We start from the raw sequence: 16,502 nt of genomic DNA, 5'->3' as shown, positions 1-16,502 counted from the left end.
CCGCCTTATCCGATACTGCTGATACCCCAGACCAGGAGTTTACGTGATGATTGGTGACTTATTTAGACATAACAAATATATGGCGGTAGTTTGGTTATTACTGCGGCTCTATTTAGGCATTACTTGGTTAACCCTGGGCATCGGTAAGATGACCGGTGGCTTTAATGCAGAGGGCTTTCTACGCAATGCTGTGGCAAATCCCGTGATGAGAGAAGGAAGCGCGGTTTACCCCAACTATGTCGCTTTTCTTGAGAACTTTGCGCTGCCCTATGCGGATTTTATTAACTTTATTATACCGCTAGGAGAAGTGTTGGTTGGCCTTGGCTTAATTGTTGGCGTGTTGACCTCATTTGCTGCTTTTTTCGCCATTGTTATGAACATGTCTTTTTTGCTGGCGGGTACTGTATCCACTAACCCCTGGATGATTGCGCTAACCTTCTTCTTGCTAGTAGCAGGTGCTAATGCTGGCCGGATTGGCGGTGATCGTTGGGTGCTACCCTATATTAAGAAGAAGCTAGGCTGGGGCCTACCAAGCAGCCGCTAGCAGGTAATTAAAAACGCTGGCCTAACAGGCGAATTATGCAATTTAACCCTATTGAAGCACTGAAACATCAGCTTGACACGCTTTGTGATACCGCTAAAACAGGGTTTGTCCGCCTAAATACCCCCTGCCAGGTAGATGGCCTGATGGGGTGGTTAAACAGACAAAGCGTGTATCCCCGGCTCTATTGGCATTCCCGTGATGCTGATGCTATTGAGTATGCGACGCTGGGGGCAGTTAACGTCTTTGACTCTCTAGCGGCGTTGGAGGCTGATCTTGCTGTGCTGGCCGAGATTGGTGGCCAACAGCCAAACTATTTTGGCGGCATGGCCTTCGATCCTGGTACGCCGGGGTGGGAGCACTTTCCCGCCTGCCACTTTGTGCTGCCGCGTATCGAGCTTCAACGTCACCAAGGCGGCGCAACACTGTCACTTAATCTGCGTTTCGATGGCCGCTGTCCCACTGCCGAAATAGCCCAGGCCCGCGCCTGTTTAGACGCCTTGGTAGAAGAGCAACCGCTGCCTTGCCTGCAGCCCCATGTTTACCAGCGTGAAGACCGTCCTCGTCAACAAGAGTGGGCGGCGTGGGTGGGGAAGGTGACAAACCCCGACCACCTTATGCATACGCCCAAGGTGGTGCTTTCTCGTGAAACGTGCCTGACAACCTCGCAGACCCCCAACCCCTGGGCGCTGCTGTCACGCTGGCAGGCGGGAGCAGCAGACTGTTTTCAGTTTGGTGTCCAGTTTGAACCCCATGAGGCGTTTATCGGTTGTCCTCCTGAGCGGTTATACAAGCGTGAAGGCCAACATTTGATTACCGAAGCGTTGGCAGGCACTACGCGCCGTGGGCGTGATACCCCGCAAGACCAAATGCTCGCCGCCGAGCTGCTGGCGGATAAGAAAAATACGCTGGAAAACCAGTGCGTCTATCAGCAACTCCTGACCCAGATAGAGCCTCTAGCCCATCAAGTTCACATGGGCGAGGCGCATATTGTTAAGCTGCGTTCGGTGCAGCATATCCGCCGTTTGATTCATGCCGAACTTCATAGCAATGTCACTGACCAGCAACTGCTTTCCGCACTGCCGCCAACGCCAGCGGTGGGTGGCGTCTCCCGTGAGTCGGCACTGGCGTTTATTCGCCAACATGAATGCCATCAACGGGGTTGGTACTCAGGTGTGTTTGGTCGAATCAGCCACGCCAGTAGCGACCTTGCCGTGACCATTCGTTGTGCCCATATCGGCCAAAAAGCGATTCGGCTCTATGCCGGTGCAGGTATCGTGGCTGGCTCCCAGCCGGACGAAGAGTGGCGGGAGCTGGATACCAAAATCGCCGATATTATGTCCCTGCTAGGGATGGGGTAACACATATGACGGCACTGACATCGAACGGTTTTGCAAAAGCACATGCCACCTTTAATCACGTTTGGGCGGCGCTAATGTTGGAGGAACTCTACCGCTTAGGCCTGCGCGATGTAGTGGTGGCGCCCGGCTCGCGCTCGTCGCCTCTGACAATGGCTGCCAGCGAGCATACAGGGTTGCGTTGCCACTGCCATTTTGACGAGCGGGGGCTAGGGTTTATGGCACTGGGCATTGCCCGGGGAAGCCATCGACCGGTGGTGATTATCACGACTTCCGGCACGGCCGTGGCGAACCTCTACCCAGCGGTGGTGGAAGCCAACTTACTTGGCGTACCGCTTATTGTGCTCTCCGCCGACCGGCCCATTGAGCTGCTGGATAACGGCAGCAATCAGGCGATTGATCAACGGGATATCTTCTCCCGCCATACTATTGTTCACCAAGACCTGCCGCCGCCCGATGCTGAGATAAAAGCAGCGTTCCTACTCAGTACGATTGATCAAGCAGTTTATCAGCAGCGCCGTACCCCTGGGCCTATCCATATAAACTGCCGTTACCGTGAGCCCCTCTACCCTGGTGACGGCTTAGTGGATGCCAGTGACTATCTGACCCCGTTGGGGCGCTGGCTAACGGATGCCTCGCCTTGGAGTGATTGGCCCTGGAGCCATGGACAGACCAGCACCGCTATTTCAGCACTCAAGAACGAGTGGGAAGCGTTTGCCCAGCAGTGCGGAATAATTGTGGTGGGTAGCATTGATGACCCGCAACAGGCACAGCAAGTGGTTGCGTTAGCTAAGCAGCTGGGCTGGCCACTGCTGGCGGATGTACAGAGTCAGCTCCGCTTTGATCCTTATAACCTGATCTATTTTGATCTGGCGCTCCATGACGAACGCTTCAGTGCGGAACTGGCTAAGGCAGAGGTGCTACTACAGTTTGGCGGCCGATTAATTTCCAAGCGACTCACCCAGTTTATTGCCCACCAGCCCTGGCAGGATGTCTGGTTGGTTGACCCACTGCCCCAACGGCTGGACCCTGATTATTGCGTTAAGCGCCGTTTGATAAGCTCGCCTGCCAATGTTATTGCTGCTTTGCCGACGTTGCCTGAACAAGCGCCTTGGCATCAGTTGGATAGCCTGCAACGGCGCACCAGTCAGCTTGTGGAGGAGTGGGGAACGGCATTTTCAGAGCTGGGTGTTTGTCACCAGATTGCTCGACTAGCAGCAGGGCAACTGTTTATCGGTAACAGCCTGCCTGCACGGTTGATGAATATGCTGGGAACGCATCGCCAAACGCCACTGCGGGTATTGGCCAATCGCGGCGCCTCCGGTATCGATGGTCTGATCGCGACGGCCTATGGCCTTAGCAGCACAGGCTCGGAACCTACTACCATTGTGCTGGGAGATACCAGCGCACTGCATGACCTCAACAGCTTGGCATTGTTAAAACAGGCGACTCAGCCCCTGGTGGTGGTTATTCTCAATAATGATGGCGGTAGTATTTTTCATATGCTGCCGGTGCCCAAAGAAGGGGAGCTGCTGGAGCGTTATTACCGCCAACCCCATGGATTGAACTTCGAGTATGCGGCCAAGATGTTTGGGCTTAGCTATTCAGTACCCTGCGCATTGGAGGCCTTTGTGATGGACTACACTCAGGCCCTAAAGGCGGGCGTTACACTGATTGAGGTTAACGTGCCCCATCAGCAAGTCGCCGATGATCTTAAGGCCCTTGGTGCAGCGATTCGAGGGGAATAGAGTGAGCAGTAAACCTCAGCAGCTACCAACCCTGGTACTGCTCCACGGCTTGTTGGGAGATGCTCAGGACTGGGCTGAGGTAATCGCTGGCTTGAAAGGCATTAACTGTCTCGCGCTGGACTTGCCTGGGCACGGTGAGAATCACCATGTGCAGGCAGTCTCTTTTGAGGCATTTCACCACTGGCTTTGCGATACATTGATGGCACAAGGCGTTACCCGTTACTGTCTGCTGGGCTACTCCCTGGGCGGGCGTTTGGCGCTGTATCATGCCAGCCATCAACCGCCGGGGTTAGATGCTCTCTGGCTGGAAAGCGCCCACCCAGGGTTGCCTGCCAGTGAGCGCCCTGCACGCATTGCTCATGATGAACGGTGGGCTAGGCGCTTCGAGCAAGAACCGCTGAAAGACGTACTTACCGACTGGTATCAGCAGCCGGTGTTTGCCGATCTCACCGAGCACCAGCGCAGTCGGCAAATTCAACGTCGCCTAGCTAATCTTGGGCCATCCATTGCCAACATGCTGCGGTCAACTTCCTTAGGGCATCAGCCTTCGCTATGGCAGTGGCTGGAAAACGCCCCGCTACCGGTAAGCTATTTTTCGGGCCAGCGAGACGCCAAGTTCCATACCTTGGCAAGCCATCTAGCAACGAAAGCCCCGCGCCTGCGCCATATCACGTTGGAAGGAGGCCACAATCTTCATGCTGAGCAGCCGGAGAAAATCTCACAACAGCTCAGCATGTGGTATCACGCTGGGATAAACCGTCGCTCAGAGAACCAGCATTAGCCACGGTAGGCCAATTACCAGCCATGCCACTAGGAAAATTAGCCCGAAGATTGCCCCAAGGCGCCAGAAGAGTGCACTAGGCAAGTAGCCGCTGCCATAGTAGACCGGGCTTGGCCCTGTGCCATAGGGGGTGAGAATGCCCATAAAACCAAGTGTGGGCAGTAGCAGCAGTACAAACATCTGCATATCTAGCCCTGCAATACCCGAAGCAGCCGCTAAAATCACCGGCAGTAGGGCAGTGACGTGTGCCGTAATACTGGCAAAGAAGTAGTGCAGAGCGTAGAACAGTACAACCAGCGCTACCATGGCCATCAACGGGTTAAAGTGGCTTATCTGCCCACCCACGACAGTGCCAAACCAGTTCACGAATCCCACTTGGCTGAGTCCGCCTGCCAGGGCGACCAGCGTGGCAAACCATACAAAGGTATTCCAGGCCGCATTGTTATTGAGGATATCGTCCCAGGTTACGATGCCGGTTAGTAGCATGCCGCAGATCACCACGAGGCCTACTAATGATGCGGAAATAATGCCGCCGCCAAAAATCCACAGTAACAAGGCGGTGACGACCATCAGCACCAGCACTATTTCTTTGCGGGTAAGGGCGCCTAACTGTTTTAGTTCGTCTCTAGCCCAGTCAGAAATTTCATGGCCCGCTTTTACCTCGGGAGCGCACAGCCAATAGCACAGCAGTGGCACCAACAGCAGCATCAAAATACCCACCGGGGCAATTGCCATAAACCACTGCCCCCAGTTGATTTGAATGCCGGTTGTGCTTTCGGTTAGCGCGACGGCTAATAAGTTGGGGGCCATGGCAGTCAGAAATAGCGAGCTGGTAACGCAGGTCGAGGCCAGTGCTGTCCACATTAAAAAGCTACCCATCCGCTTCATGCTGGGGTCGTTAGGGTGCGAGTCGTAAAGGGGTGGCAGGTTGCGAATGACAGGATAGATGGTGCCTGCACTGCGTGCCGTGTTGGAGGGCGTAAAAGGGGCAAGAATGGTATCCGAGATCATCACCGCGTAGCCAAGCGTTAAAGTGCGCTTGCCCATGGCCTTTACGAGCCATAGAGAGATACGTCTGCCAAGGCCGGTTTTCTCGTACCCCAAGGCAAACATAAAGGCGCCAAAAATCAGCCATACGGTGGAGTTAGTAAAACCCGACACTGCCCATGAAAATGCCTGATTAGCGGGGTTAAAGCCTTCCGATGCCAGTTGCTCCGGGGAAAACAGTACCCAGGGCGAGAGCAACGCGATCAGGGTAACCCCTATCAGCCCTATGACTGCACCGGGCAAAGGTTCAAGAATTAAGCCCACCACACAACCCAGGAAAATAGCGAAGAAATACCACGCATGGGGCGCCACCCCTTCCGGCGTAGGTATCAATGCAACAATGATGGCGATAACAAGCGGGGCGAATAACTTCCACCGAGGCGAGAATTGAGCGCTACTGTTCATACTGCCTCTCTCTTCTGTTTTCTAAGTACTTTTTATGCCCAAGTACTTGTATGTCCAAGTACTTTTGATATGGGACCAAACTGGAACACGGCTACCAATCGCTTGTTTGGAATTTCTTTAAAAACAATTTCTTTAAAAACAATGCCTAAAACATTTACGAATGACAGTGTGTTATTTGAAGAGTAGGTGCTGCGGCACTAGGGTGAAAGCAGTGCCAACTCGATTTCTAGTTTTATTGATGTGCATCAATAGTCCTTTGGACTAATGAACGACGCTGACCACGGATATGCTAAGTTCGAGTTAATAAGTTCGAGTTAATAAGTTCGAATTAAGGAGACGGCACCGAAGAGTGCCGCCATCACCGCCTTAGACCTGGCTAACGGAAGGATGCATCATGCAGCAGCGAGATTTCGATATCGTGATTGTGGGTGGAGGTGGTGCAGGCTTACGCGCTGCCATCGGGGCCGCTGAGCAGGCCAAAGCCCAGGGTGCCTCCCAGCATATTGCGCTGCTGTCCAAGGTGTATCCCATGCGCTCCCATACCGTGGCTGCGGAAGGCGGGGCGGCTGCCGTTACCAGCGCAGAAGACTCCCACCAGGCGCATTTTGATGACACGGTGTCAGGCGGAGACTGGCTGGTTGAGCAAGGAGTGGCGGACTACTTTGTCCACCACGCCTATCAAGAGCTGGTGCAGATGGAACGCTGGGGCTGCCCCTGGAGCCGTAAAGACGATGGCCAGGTTCAAGTACGCCGTTTTGGCGGCATGAAAACCGCCCGCACCTGGTTCGCCGCCGACAAAACTGGCTTCCATATGCTCCATACGCTGTTTCAGACCTCGCTGAAATACCCCGAGATAGAGCGCTTTGACGAGTACTTTGTACTCGATCTTGCCGTCCACGAAGGCGCAGTGATTGGCGTGATTGCTCTGCAAATCGCCACTGGTGAGCTGACCCTGCTGCGCGCTAAAGCCGTGGTGCTCGCCACTGGCGGCGCGGGGCGCCTGTTCCGCTTTAATACCAATGCAGGCATTGTCACCGGCGATGGTATGGCGATGGCCTATCGTCATGGTGTGGCGCTGCGGGATATGGAGTTTGTGCAATACCACCCTACTGGCCTGCCCGGTTCTGGCATTTTGATTACCGAGGCGTGCCGGGGCGAAGGTGGCATCCTGCTCAATAAAGATGGCTATCGCTATCTGCAGGATTATGGCCTTGGCCCGGAAACTCCCCTTGGCAAACCGGAGAACAAGTACATGGAACTGGGCCCTCGGGACAAGCTCTCCCAGGCCTTCTGGCAAGAGCAGCAGGCAGGCCGCACCGGCAAGTTTGGTGACAGCGACGTGGTCTATCTTGATCTGCGCCACTTGGGTGAAAAGTACATTCTGGAGCGCCTGCCGTTTATTTGTGAGCTGGCCAAATCCTATATCAACGTCGACCCGGTGAAAGAGCCAGTCCCTATTCGCCCGGCGGTTCATTACACCATGGGCGGCATTGAAACCAACCCTCAGTGCGAAACCTCCATTGCCGGGCTCTACGCTGCTGGAGAGTGCGCCTCGGTGGGCCTGCACGGAGCCAATCGTCTGGGTTCTAACTCGCTGACTGAACTATTGGTATTTGGCCGCTTGGCCGGTGAGCAGGCAAGCCAACGGGCAGCACAAACCGAATGGGCCGATGAGCGCCTGCTGGAAGCTCAGGGCGACCGCCAGCAAGCCAAGCTGCTGCGGCTATGTGACGGCACCAGCAGTGAGGAGAACTGGGTAGAACTCAAGCACGCCATGGTGCAGGCCATGGAGAGCGGCTGCGGCATTTATCGCACCGAGGAGGGTATGCGCCACTCGCTGGATACCATGCGTCAGCTGCGTGCGCGCTTTAACAAGGTTCGCGTTAACGATACCAGCAAGATTTTCAATACTGAGTTACTTGAGTGTCTTGAACTGGAGTGCGGCCTGGATATTGCTGAAGCCTCCTGTTTGGGCGCGCTTGAGCGGCGTGAATCCCGTGGCGCCCATCAGCGTCTGGATGAGGGTATGCAGAAACGCGATGACGTTAACTACCTCAAGCACAGCCAAGTGTTCTACCAAGGCGATGCCCATGCCGAGCTGCGCTGGCAGGACGTTGATGTGCGCTTCTCCGCACCGGCGGAGCGGGCTTATGGCGATGCAGGCAAGGGGGAGAAGGCATGAGTACCGAGCAGATTAGTACTAACGTAATCAGTACGCAGAGTGCCAGCACCAAGCACATCAGCGTCAAACGCTACCTGCCGGATAATTCGACTGAAACGTACTGGCAAGAGTACGACCTGCCGGTGGATGACAGCACCTCGCTGCTGGATGCTCTCAACCATATTAAGGAGCAGCTCGATAGCACGCTGAGTTATCGCTGGTCCTGCCGCATGGCGATTTGCGGCTCCTGCGGGGTGATGGTTAACGGCATTCCCAAGCTGGGCTGCAAAACCTTCCTACGCGATTACGAGGGCGATATCCGTATCGAGCCGCTGGCCCACTTCCCAGTGCAGCGGGATCTGGTGGTGGATATGGAGATCTTCCTTGAGCACCTGGCGGCAGTTAAGCCCTACCTGATTGACGATAACCCGGTAAAACCCTACGACCCCAATGCGCCGGAAACCTATCAGCAGACACCAGAGCAGCTGGAGCGCTACAAGCAGTTCGCTAACTGTATTAATTGTGGCCTCTGCTACTCCGCTTGCCCGCAGTTTGGGCTTAATCCAGAGTTCCTCGGCCCGGCAGCGTTAACGCTTGCTCACCGTTACAACCTGGATAGCCGCGACAATGGCAAAAAACAGCGCATGGCCGAGCTTAACCGCCACGACGGCGTATGGAGCTGCACCTTTGTCGGCTTCTGCTCGAAGGTGTGCCCCAAACACGTTGACCCTGCCGCCGCGGTAAATCAAGGCAAGGTCGAGGCTGCTAAACACACGCTTATTGCGTTGTTTAAAGGGTAGGGTGAGGAGAATAAATATGAATAAGTCGACATCGCAACGCCTGCCACCCCTGAAACGTAATTGGTGGCTGAAGCATCGCTTTTTTAAGCTCTATATGCTCCGCGAAGCCACGGTGTTACCGCTGGTATTTTTCATTCTCTGCTTCCTTGCAGGTATGGTCGCTCTTCTTCAAGGGGCCGAGAGTTGGCAGGGGTGGATCGCCTTTATGGGTTCCCCCATTGTACTGCTACTGAACCTTTTAGCATTGGCTGCCAGCTTGTTCCACGCCGCCACCTTCTTTGTACTGTTCCCGAGAGTTATGCCGCTGCGTATCGCAGGGCACAGTCTGCCTGATAAGGCCATTGTCGCTGGACAGTGGGCGGGAGTCGTGGCCGTTGCGCTGTTGTTTTTCTGGCTACTAGGGAGGGGGGGAGTATGAGCATGAACAAACATGATATTCAGCACAAACAAGCCTTTGACGAGCCGCTCTGGTGGGGGCTTTTCAGCGCGGGCGGTGTCTGTTTCGCCGTCTTGCTGCCCGCCGTGATTCTCTTTATCGCCGTTCTACTGCCTCTGGGCCTGCTGCCCGCTGAGGCACTGAGCTATGAGCGGGCCTCCTCGCTACTGTTCAGCGTACCGGGCTTTCTATTTGTTGGGGCTGCGGTGTGCCTGCCGCTATTCCATGCCGCCCACCGACTACGTCATGGGATGTTTGATATCAGCGTGGGTAATGACGCACTCAATAAGAAGCTGATGTACGGCGGTGCCGCGCTACTGAGTGCTTTGGCGCTGGGCCTAGTCGTGGCGGGTTTCTTTAGCTAAACGGCGCCTTGTCATCACCTTACCCCTGACAGATAAAAAGAGATTGGCATGATTAAAGGACTCTCTGAAACGGAACTTTACGCCCCTATTGAGTGGCAGGATCACTCAAACGACTACCAGGATATTCTGTATCACACGTCGAAGGAGGGCATTGCGCGCATCACCATTAACCGCCCCGAGGTGCGTAACGCCTTTCGCCCGTTGACGGTTAGCGAGATGATCCAGGCGCTAAGCCGGGCCCGCTACGACAGCGCCATTGGCGCGATTATTCTCACCGGCGCAGGCGACAAAGCGTTCTGTTCCGGAGGCGATCAGCGCATTCGTGGCGACTACGGCGGTTATCAGGACGAAGAGGGTGCCCACCACCTTAACGTACTGGATTTTCAGCGCGATATTCGCACCTGCCCTAAGCCGATTATCGCCATGGTGGCAGGTTATGCCATTGGCGGCGGCCATGTGCTGCATATGATGTGCGACTTGACCGTCGCCGCCGATAACGCCATTTTTGGCCAGACCGGCCCCAAGGTCGGCTCCTTCGATGGCGGCTACGGCGCCTCTTATATGGCACGCATTGTGGGCCAGAAAAAGGCTCGGGAAATCTGGTTCCTATGCCGCCAGTATGATGCCGCCCAAGCGCTTGAAATGGGACTGGTCAATCATGTAGTGCCCCTGGCAGAGCTGGAAAAAGAGAGCGTCCGCTGGTGCCGTGAAATGCTACAGAATAGCCCGATGGCGCTGCGCTGTTTGAAAGCCGCACTCAATGCGGATTGCGATGGGCAGGCCGGGCTTCAGGAGCTGGCTGGCAACGCTACCATGCTCTTCTATATGACCGAAGAGGGCCAGGAAGGGCGTAACGCCTTTAACGAGAAACGTCGCCCAGACTTCTCCCGCTACCCGCGCAATCCTTAATGCAACTAGGGCTTTATGGTTACTCTCTACCGTTTCGCCAGCCGCTGATGTTTAAAGGAGAACGGCTGGCCAGTAGAGAAGGACTGCTAGTGACGATCAATGGCCAGTGGGGCGAAATTGCCCCACTGCCTGGCTTCTCAACCGAAACCCTCGCCGAAGCGAAAGCAGAGAGCCTAGCCAGTCTTACTGCTATACAGCATGGCGAGAAAGCCATGCCAACGTTACCTTCGGTGCAGTTTGGGTTTGACTGCGCCCAGCGCAACTGGCCTGCAAATCTTCCCACGCCTTTGCCGCCCTACCCACTGCTCCAAGGGGCGCCCAGGGCGCTGGTGGCCACGCTGGATAATATCGTAGCCGATTGGGGGGCTTTGCCGCCGGCTCGGCTCAAACTAAAAGTGGCGCGCTACGCCATGGAAGAGGAGCTGGCGTTGATTAACCGGCTTGCCTCTTGGCTACCCACCACCAAACTGATTCTGGATGCCAACGGCGGTTGGACAAGGGAAGAAGCTCAGCGTTTCTGTAGGTGTCTTCCCCTTGACCATATCGACTACCTGGAAGAGCCCTGCGCTGCTTTTGCGGACAGCATCGCCGTGGCCGAGGCAACGGGAGTATCTATCGCCCTGGATGAAACGCTATCGCGGGGAAACGCTTGGAACTATCACCCCCAGCTTAAAGCCCTGGTAATTAAACCCACCTTGATTGGCTCGCTAAGTGCCTGCCAAGCGCTTATTCAACGAGCACAGGCGGGCAACCTGCGCATAGTCATCTCCTCCAGCTTTGAATCCGATTTAAGCCTTTGGCTGCTTGCCCGCCTAGCAAGCGAGTGGGCGCCGAATGAGCCGCCGGGGCTGGATACGGGGCATTGGCTTACTGAGCGAGTGACCAATGCCACCGGTGAGGTAATGACAGAAAACTTGCACTGTCTCTCTAAAATGGAAAATTCAGCGTGAAAGACACCTGCCCCATTTACTACTGGGCCGAAGAGGCTCCTGAGCATATTGCGGTAGAGGCGGGCTCGGTACGCCTAAGTTACCGAACGCTAAATCGCCGGGTGGCGTCTTTAGCGCAGCAGCTTGCACGGGAAGGTTTTGTGCCGGGTGATCGCTTAATGGTGCCCGCCAAAGGCTCGCTTGAATCCTTGCTGCTGGCATGGGCCTGCTTGCGTGCAGGGGTTATCTTTTGCCCGCTTAACCCAGCGTTCCCTATTGTCCAGCAGCTTAATCTGGCCAAACGCTTGCAGGCTGGGCGGGTTTGCCAAACGGAAAGCTACCATCGTTACCCTGCCGAACTAACGCCGGTTAGCCTCGATTTTCTAGCCGAAGCCAATACGGGTGAGCCTCCGACACTGGATGGCAACCAACTATGCAATACAATTTTTACCTCTGGCTCCAGCGGCACCCCCAAAGCGGTGCTGCATCGTGTGGCCAATCATTTGGCCTCTGCCCGTGGGTCGGCATCGTTTACTCCCGTTGATCAAAACAGTGGCTGGCTGCTGTCGTTGCCGCTGTTTCATATCGGCGGCTACGCTATCCCGTTCCGCATTTTTCTTGCCGGTGGGCGGGTGATTCTCGACGATGCTCCCCAGTCACTGGCCGAGCGCCTTGAGCAGCAGGTGATTAGCCACCTTTCCCTAGTGCCGACACAACTGTGGAGGCTGCTGCAGGCGGGCTTTACGCCCCAGCGCACCCAACTGCGTGAGCTGTTGCTGGGCGGTGCTGCTATTCCAGCGCCATTGGTGGCGCGGATGGTAGCGCTGGGGCTTACCCCTAAGGTGAGCTACGGGCTATCGGAAATGGCCAGTCAGGTCTGTACAGGCATTCCCACCGCGCCGGGAGTGGTCGGCAAACCGCTACCGGGCCGAGAGGTGAGAGTGGTCGATGGGGAAATTCAGCTGCGCGGCGATACCCTATTCTGTGGCTATTTAAGCAATGGCAAGGTTGCCCCTGCCCTCAATGACGAAGGCTGGTTTGCTACTCGTGACAGGGGCCATTTCAACGCGGATGGGGCACTGGTGGTGGAAGGGCGACTCGATAACGGCTTTATCTCCGGCGGCGAGAATATTCAGCCCGAAGCAATCGAGCAGCGCTTGGTCGACCACCCCAGCATCGCCCAGTCGTTAGTCGTACCGGTGCCCCACTCTGAGTGGGGGGAGCGCCCGGTGGCGTTTATCGACTGGCATGGAGAAACCGTATCTGAGCAGGCGTTAAACGCCTGGGTTCGCGAAGCACTACCCGGCTTTATGGTGCCCGATGCCTGGTTAGTTTGGCCGCCAGGGGTAGGCTTTAAACCCTCCCGCAAGCAGTTTGCTGAGTTGGCACGAGCACAGTTGGCTAATAAGTAGCCAGCCCGCGTGGTTATGCTATTCCCGGCGGTGTTAGTTTTGAGGGAAAGATCAGTGGCGGCAAATAGCGCTCAAGCAGCTGAGCGGCATGTAGTACTTTTAGATCTTGGTATTTGCCTGCTATAAGGTGCAAGCCTACCGGCAGGCCTTGATTATCCAGCCCACAAGACATGGAAGCGGCGGGCTGCTGGGTGAGGTTGAAGGGGTAGCTGAACGGTGTCCAGTCCATCCAGTCGCGGTAGGTTCGACCCGGTGGCACGTTGTGACCCGCTGCAAAGGGGGCAATTGGCATGGTGGGTGTGACGAGCAAATCATATCGCTGATGAAACGCCGCCATATGTGCCGTCAGCTCGCTACGCTCGCGCCGTGCGGCGAGATAGGCGGAAAGCGATACATCCTGCCCACGTTTTGCGATATCCAGAAATCCTGGATCGAGAGCCGCCTGCTGCTGTTTGTCGAGTTTTTCGAGTGCTTGAGTAGCGCCTGCAAACCACAGTGTATTAAACGTTTTAAGTGGGTCGCTAAAGCCTGGGTCTACTCGTTCTACCTTAGCGCCTAGCACTTCGAGATAGGCAACGGCCTCTTCGACCCGCTGGGCAATATCTGGAGCTACGTCTATATAGCCAAGGTTGGCGCTAAAAGCGATGCGCCAGCCACGTAGATCCAAAGGGGGAGGTGTTAGCCAGTCTGGCCCACGCGGATTGCCGGAGTAGCCATCTCGCGCATCGGGCTGCACCATTACACTAAGCATCAGCGCGCTGTCGGCGGCGGTGCGGGTCATCGGGCCCAGGTGAGAAAGTGTACTCATGGCACTAGCGGGCCACTGGGGCACCCAGCCAAAGGTCGGTTTAAGGCCAAAGGTGCCGGTAAAGCTGCACGGTATGCGAATAGAGCCTCCCGCGTCGCTGCCCTGATGCAACAAGCCAAGGTTAAGCGCTGCAGCTGCCCCCGCGCCACCCGATGATCCCCCAGGTGTTAGTTCAGTGTTCCAGGGGTTGCGGGTAATGCCATGCAGCGGGTTATCGGTGACGCCTTTCCAGCCAAACTCCGGCGAGGTGGTCTTGCCAATCACGATAGCCCCAGCATTACGAAGATGACGGCTAATAGGAGCATCCACCTCCCAAGGGCCGTCCTGTGTAGTGGTTTTAGAGCCCATGCGGGTGGGCAGCCCTTTGGTTAAGGTTAAATCCTTAATGGTCACGGGAATGCCATCTAGCGGGCCGCATGGTGCTCCTGTTTGCCAGCGTTTGGCAGACGCTGCTGCTAAACGCTGGGCCTCCTCGCCGTTCACACAGGTGAAGGCATTTACCTTGGGGTTATCCCGCTCAATACGTGCTAAGCAGTCATCTACCAGCATTTCCGGCGAGAGCGAACCCTCGCCGAAGCGTGTCAATGCGTCGACTGCTGTCAGTGTTTCAAAGGTGTCAGCCATGGTTACTCCCTGCTTTCAATACCGGCTGCGTCTAGCATCGCGTGCAGTAGAACGTTGCAACCAGCGTGAACATGCTCTGGCTTGGCGCTCTCGATCTCGTTGTGGCTAATGCCATCCTTGCAGGGAATAAAGATCATTGCGGCGGGAGCGACTCGGCCAATAAACATCGCATCGTGTCCTGCGCCGCTGATGATATCCATATGCGACAGCTGGAGCTGTTCAGCTGCTTGTCGCACAGTATCAACACACATTTTATTGAAGTGCTCCGGTGCAAAATCCGCGGTGGGTGTTAGCTCGTACTCCAGCCCGTGACGTTGGCAAATTTCCTCAACGGCAGTGGCAACGGATTGCCCCATTGCGATAAGAGCTTCTGGCTCCCAGTGGCGCATATCCAGGGTCATTTTGACCTGGCCGGGAATCACATTGCGCGAACCTGGGTGCAGTGTCATACAGCCTACCGTGCCACGGCCGTGGGGCTGGTGTGCATTGGCGATACGGTTGAGTGCTTGAGTGACCTCCGCTGCGCCCATCATGGCATCTCGGCGCAGGTGCATTGGTGTGGGGCCTGCATGGGCTTCAAGCCCGGTCAGTGTTAAATCGAACCACTTTTGGCCAAGCCCGCCGATAACCACGCCAATGGTGGTGTCGGTGTCTTCAAGAATAGGGCCTTGCTCAATGTGCGGCTCGAAGTATGTCTTTATTTCGCTGGGCGATACCTCATCGTTGCCGCGATAGTGGATAGCATCTAGCGCATCGCTTACCGTCACACCTTCAGCGTCGCTGCGTGCCATCATGGCATCAAACTCCAGCACACCACTGAACACACCAGAGCCCATCATGCAGGGAGGGAATCGGCAGCCCTCTTCGTTGGTCCACGCGACGACTTCGATGGGGGCTTGGGTAGTGATTTTGTGCTGGTTAAGGGTACGGATCACTTCCAGGCCAGAAAGCACGCCAAAGCAGCCATCATACTTGCCGCCGGTGGGCTGACTATCAAGGTGGCTGCCCGCCATAACTGTTTTTGCTGTGGGGTCGCTACCTTCCCGTCGGGCAAAGATATTGCCAATATTGTCAATGCGAATCGTACAACCTTCGGCACGGCACCACTGAATAAACAGGTCACGCCCATGACGGTCCAGGTCAGTGAGCGCTTGTCTATTGACGCCGCCCTTGGGTGTGGCTCCCAGCTTGGCCATTTCCATCAGAGAACCCCAAAGACGATCGCTATCGGTACGCAGGTCAGTGATCTCATTTGTTGGCGTTACGTAGGTGTTCATTTTGCTATCCTCGTAAGGTGAAATAGAGTGTAAAACACAACATTTTTACTTATAAATTATGTAGTTTTGAGCGCTGGATAAGAGTGCCTAGTGAGTCGTTGCTGACCAGCATCTGCTCGGCCATTTCAGCTTCCAGCGCGCTCATATGGTGTTCGGCATCCATCATGTGTTCGGCCATGATGGCGCGGACACGCTGGGTATCTTCAGCGCGGTAGGCCTCAACCAACTGGCGGTGGTAATCCTGATTGGCATGGTCGAACTGCTTGCGTTCGGGGACGTAAGCTTTTTTGATCACTACTAAATCCCGCAGCATGTCGTTTAAAAACTGACACATAAACGCCAGCAGAGGATTCGGGCAGGCACGGGCCAACAATTGGTGAAACTCCAGTTCTAAGAAGCGCTGGTGCCTATGGTCTTCCTCACCGCCACAGCAGGCACAGGCCGCCATATTGGCTTCAAGCTGCTGGAAATCGTCTTCCGTAAGCCTGCCGACCACGGATGCCGCCAGCTCGACTTCCAACAACTTGCGCAACTGATACACCTGCTTGCCATCCAGCTGTTGGAAATGCAGAAAGTTGCGCAGCATGCGGCTGGCGGGTTCCATGCCCGGCTGGTTAATAACCGCGCCACCTTGAGGGCCGGTTTTTAAAGTGATTAGCCCCTCAACCTCAAGAATCTTGAGCGCTTCGCGTACAGTGGCTTTGGCGCTGCCGTAAAGCTCCATAAGAGCTCTTTCGTTTGGTAGGCGAGCTCCTTCACCTAACCCCTCTGCTGCAATCCAGCGCTTGATATCATCACTGATCAGCTCGGCGAGTTTGGGGCGACGCTTAGCAGCTGGACTAGTGGTTGAAATCGGGGCTTGGGCCATCAACACGCTCCTTGATTTTTCATAAGCGATAGC

The 16,502-nt window shown here is 55.6% G+C and carries 15 protein-coding genes; 11 read left to right on the top strand and 4 right to left on the bottom strand.

Annotation, left to right across the window (positions count from 1 at the left end; genetic code table 11):
* Positions 1 to 46: 46 nt before the first annotated feature.
* From CPA45_RS09755 to menH, 4 genes are read left to right on the top strand one after another with little or no spacing between them, the layout of a single operon-like run.
* Positions 47 to 544 carry a DoxX family protein gene (locus CPA45_RS09755; RefSeq protein WP_096651356.1) on the top strand — a complete coding sequence of 166 codons (498 nt, stop codon included), beginning with the start codon at positions 47 to 49 and terminating at the stop codon, positions 542 to 544.
* A gap of 35 nt (positions 545 to 579) precedes the next feature.
* Complete coding sequence (locus CPA45_RS09750) at positions 580 to 1,902, top strand: isochorismate synthase (RefSeq protein WP_165771533.1); 1,323 nt, start codon at positions 580 to 582, stop codon at positions 1,900 to 1,902.
* Positions 1,903 to 1,907: 5 nt separating this feature from the next.
* Positions 1,908 to 3,647, top strand: a complete 1,740-nt coding sequence (gene menD, locus CPA45_RS09745; protein WP_096651354.1) for a 2-succinyl-5-enolpyruvyl-6-hydroxy-3-cyclohexene-1-carboxylic-acid synthase — start codon at positions 1,908 to 1,910, stop codon at positions 3,645 to 3,647.
* Position 3,648: 1 nt separating this feature from the next.
* A complete protein-coding gene (menH, locus tag CPA45_RS09740; protein ID WP_096651353.1) occupies positions 3,649 to 4,428 on the top strand; it encodes a 2-succinyl-6-hydroxy-2,4-cyclohexadiene-1-carboxylate synthase in 780 nt (259 codons plus the stop codon).
* Here the strand turns inward: menH and CPA45_RS09735 are convergent.
* The gene (locus CPA45_RS09735; protein WP_096651352.1) at positions 4,411 to 5,880 is read right to left on the bottom strand and encodes an anion permease; all 1,470 of its coding nucleotides are present in this window, start codon (positions 5,878 to 5,880) and stop codon (positions 4,411 to 4,413) included. The two genes, menH and CPA45_RS09735, sit on opposite strands and share 18 nt — an antisense overlap.
* A 394-nt stretch (positions 5,881 to 6,274) precedes the next feature.
* On the opposite strand from CPA45_RS09735, the gene frdA reads away from it, so the two are divergent.
* Genes frdA through menE form a run of 7 tightly spaced genes read left to right on the top strand, consistent with a single transcriptional unit; the run spans position 6,275 to position 12,892 of the window.
* Positions 6,275 to 8,062, top strand: a complete 1,788-nt coding sequence (gene frdA / locus CPA45_RS09730; protein ID WP_096651351.1) for a fumarate reductase (quinol) flavoprotein subunit — start codon at positions 6,275 to 6,277, stop codon at positions 8,060 to 8,062.
* Positions 8,059 to 8,841 (top strand): succinate dehydrogenase/fumarate reductase iron-sulfur subunit, encoded by a 783-nt coding sequence (locus CPA45_RS09725; RefSeq protein WP_096651350.1) that lies wholly within the window; start codon positions 8,059 to 8,061, stop codon positions 8,839 to 8,841. Before frdA ends, CPA45_RS09725 begins: the two co-directional genes overlap by 4 nt.
* A gap of 16 nt (positions 8,842 to 8,857) precedes the next feature.
* Positions 8,858 to 9,259, top strand: coding sequence for a succinate dehydrogenase/fumarate reductase transmembrane subunit (locus CPA45_RS09720; RefSeq protein WP_096651349.1), 402 nt, complete (start codon positions 8,858 to 8,860; stop codon positions 9,257 to 9,259).
* Between the two features lie 2 nt (positions 9,260 to 9,261).
* Positions 9,262 to 9,642, top strand: coding sequence for a fumarate reductase subunit FrdD (frdD, locus tag CPA45_RS09715; RefSeq protein ID WP_244287570.1), 381 nt, complete (start codon positions 9,262 to 9,264; stop codon positions 9,640 to 9,642).
* A gap of 48 nt (positions 9,643 to 9,690) precedes the next feature.
* On the top strand, positions 9,691 to 10,551 hold the full coding sequence (gene menB, locus CPA45_RS09710; protein ID WP_096651347.1) for a 1,4-dihydroxy-2-naphthoyl-CoA synthase: 861 nt from the start codon (positions 9,691 to 9,693) through the stop codon (positions 10,549 to 10,551).
* Positions 10,551 to 11,501, top strand: a complete 951-nt coding sequence (gene menC / locus CPA45_RS09705; protein WP_096651346.1) for an o-succinylbenzoate synthase — start codon at positions 10,551 to 10,553, stop codon at positions 11,499 to 11,501. Before menB ends, menC begins: the two co-directional genes overlap by 1 nt.
* Entirely contained in the window at positions 11,498 to 12,892 is a 1,395-nt protein-coding gene (gene menE / locus CPA45_RS09700; protein ID WP_096651345.1) for an o-succinylbenzoate--CoA ligase, read from the top strand. Before menC ends, menE begins: the two co-directional genes overlap by 4 nt.
* 13 nt (positions 12,893 to 12,905) lie before the next feature.
* On the opposite strand, the gene CPA45_RS09695 is transcribed toward menE, so the two are convergent.
* The 3 genes from CPA45_RS09695 to CPA45_RS09685 are packed head-to-tail and all read right to left on the bottom strand — an operon-like array spanning position 12,906 to position 16,469.
* Positions 12,906 to 14,324 carry an amidase gene (locus CPA45_RS09695; RefSeq protein ID WP_096651344.1) on the bottom strand — a complete coding sequence of 473 codons (1,419 nt, stop codon included), beginning with the start codon at positions 14,322 to 14,324 and terminating at the stop codon, positions 12,906 to 12,908.
* A gap of 2 nt (positions 14,325 to 14,326) precedes the next feature.
* Positions 14,327 to 15,601: a Zn-dependent hydrolase gene (locus CPA45_RS09690; protein WP_096651343.1), complete on the bottom strand. Its 1,275-nt coding sequence runs from the start codon at positions 15,599 to 15,601 to the stop codon at positions 14,327 to 14,329.
* A 49-nt stretch (positions 15,602 to 15,650) separates the two neighbouring features.
* The gene (locus CPA45_RS09685; RefSeq protein ID WP_096651342.1) at positions 15,651 to 16,469 is read right to left on the bottom strand and encodes a FadR/GntR family transcriptional regulator; all 819 of its coding nucleotides are present in this window, start codon (positions 16,467 to 16,469) and stop codon (positions 15,651 to 15,653) included.
* Between the last annotated feature and the right edge of the window lie 33 nt (positions 16,470 to 16,502).

Source organism: Vreelandella nigrificans (genome assembly GCF_002374315.1).
Classification (GTDB): Bacteria; Pseudomonadota; Gammaproteobacteria; order Pseudomonadales; family Halomonadaceae; genus Vreelandella; species Vreelandella nigrificans.
The sequence above is the reverse complement of the archived record's forward strand: the minus strand, read 5'-3'. Positions and strand labels throughout refer to the sequence as shown.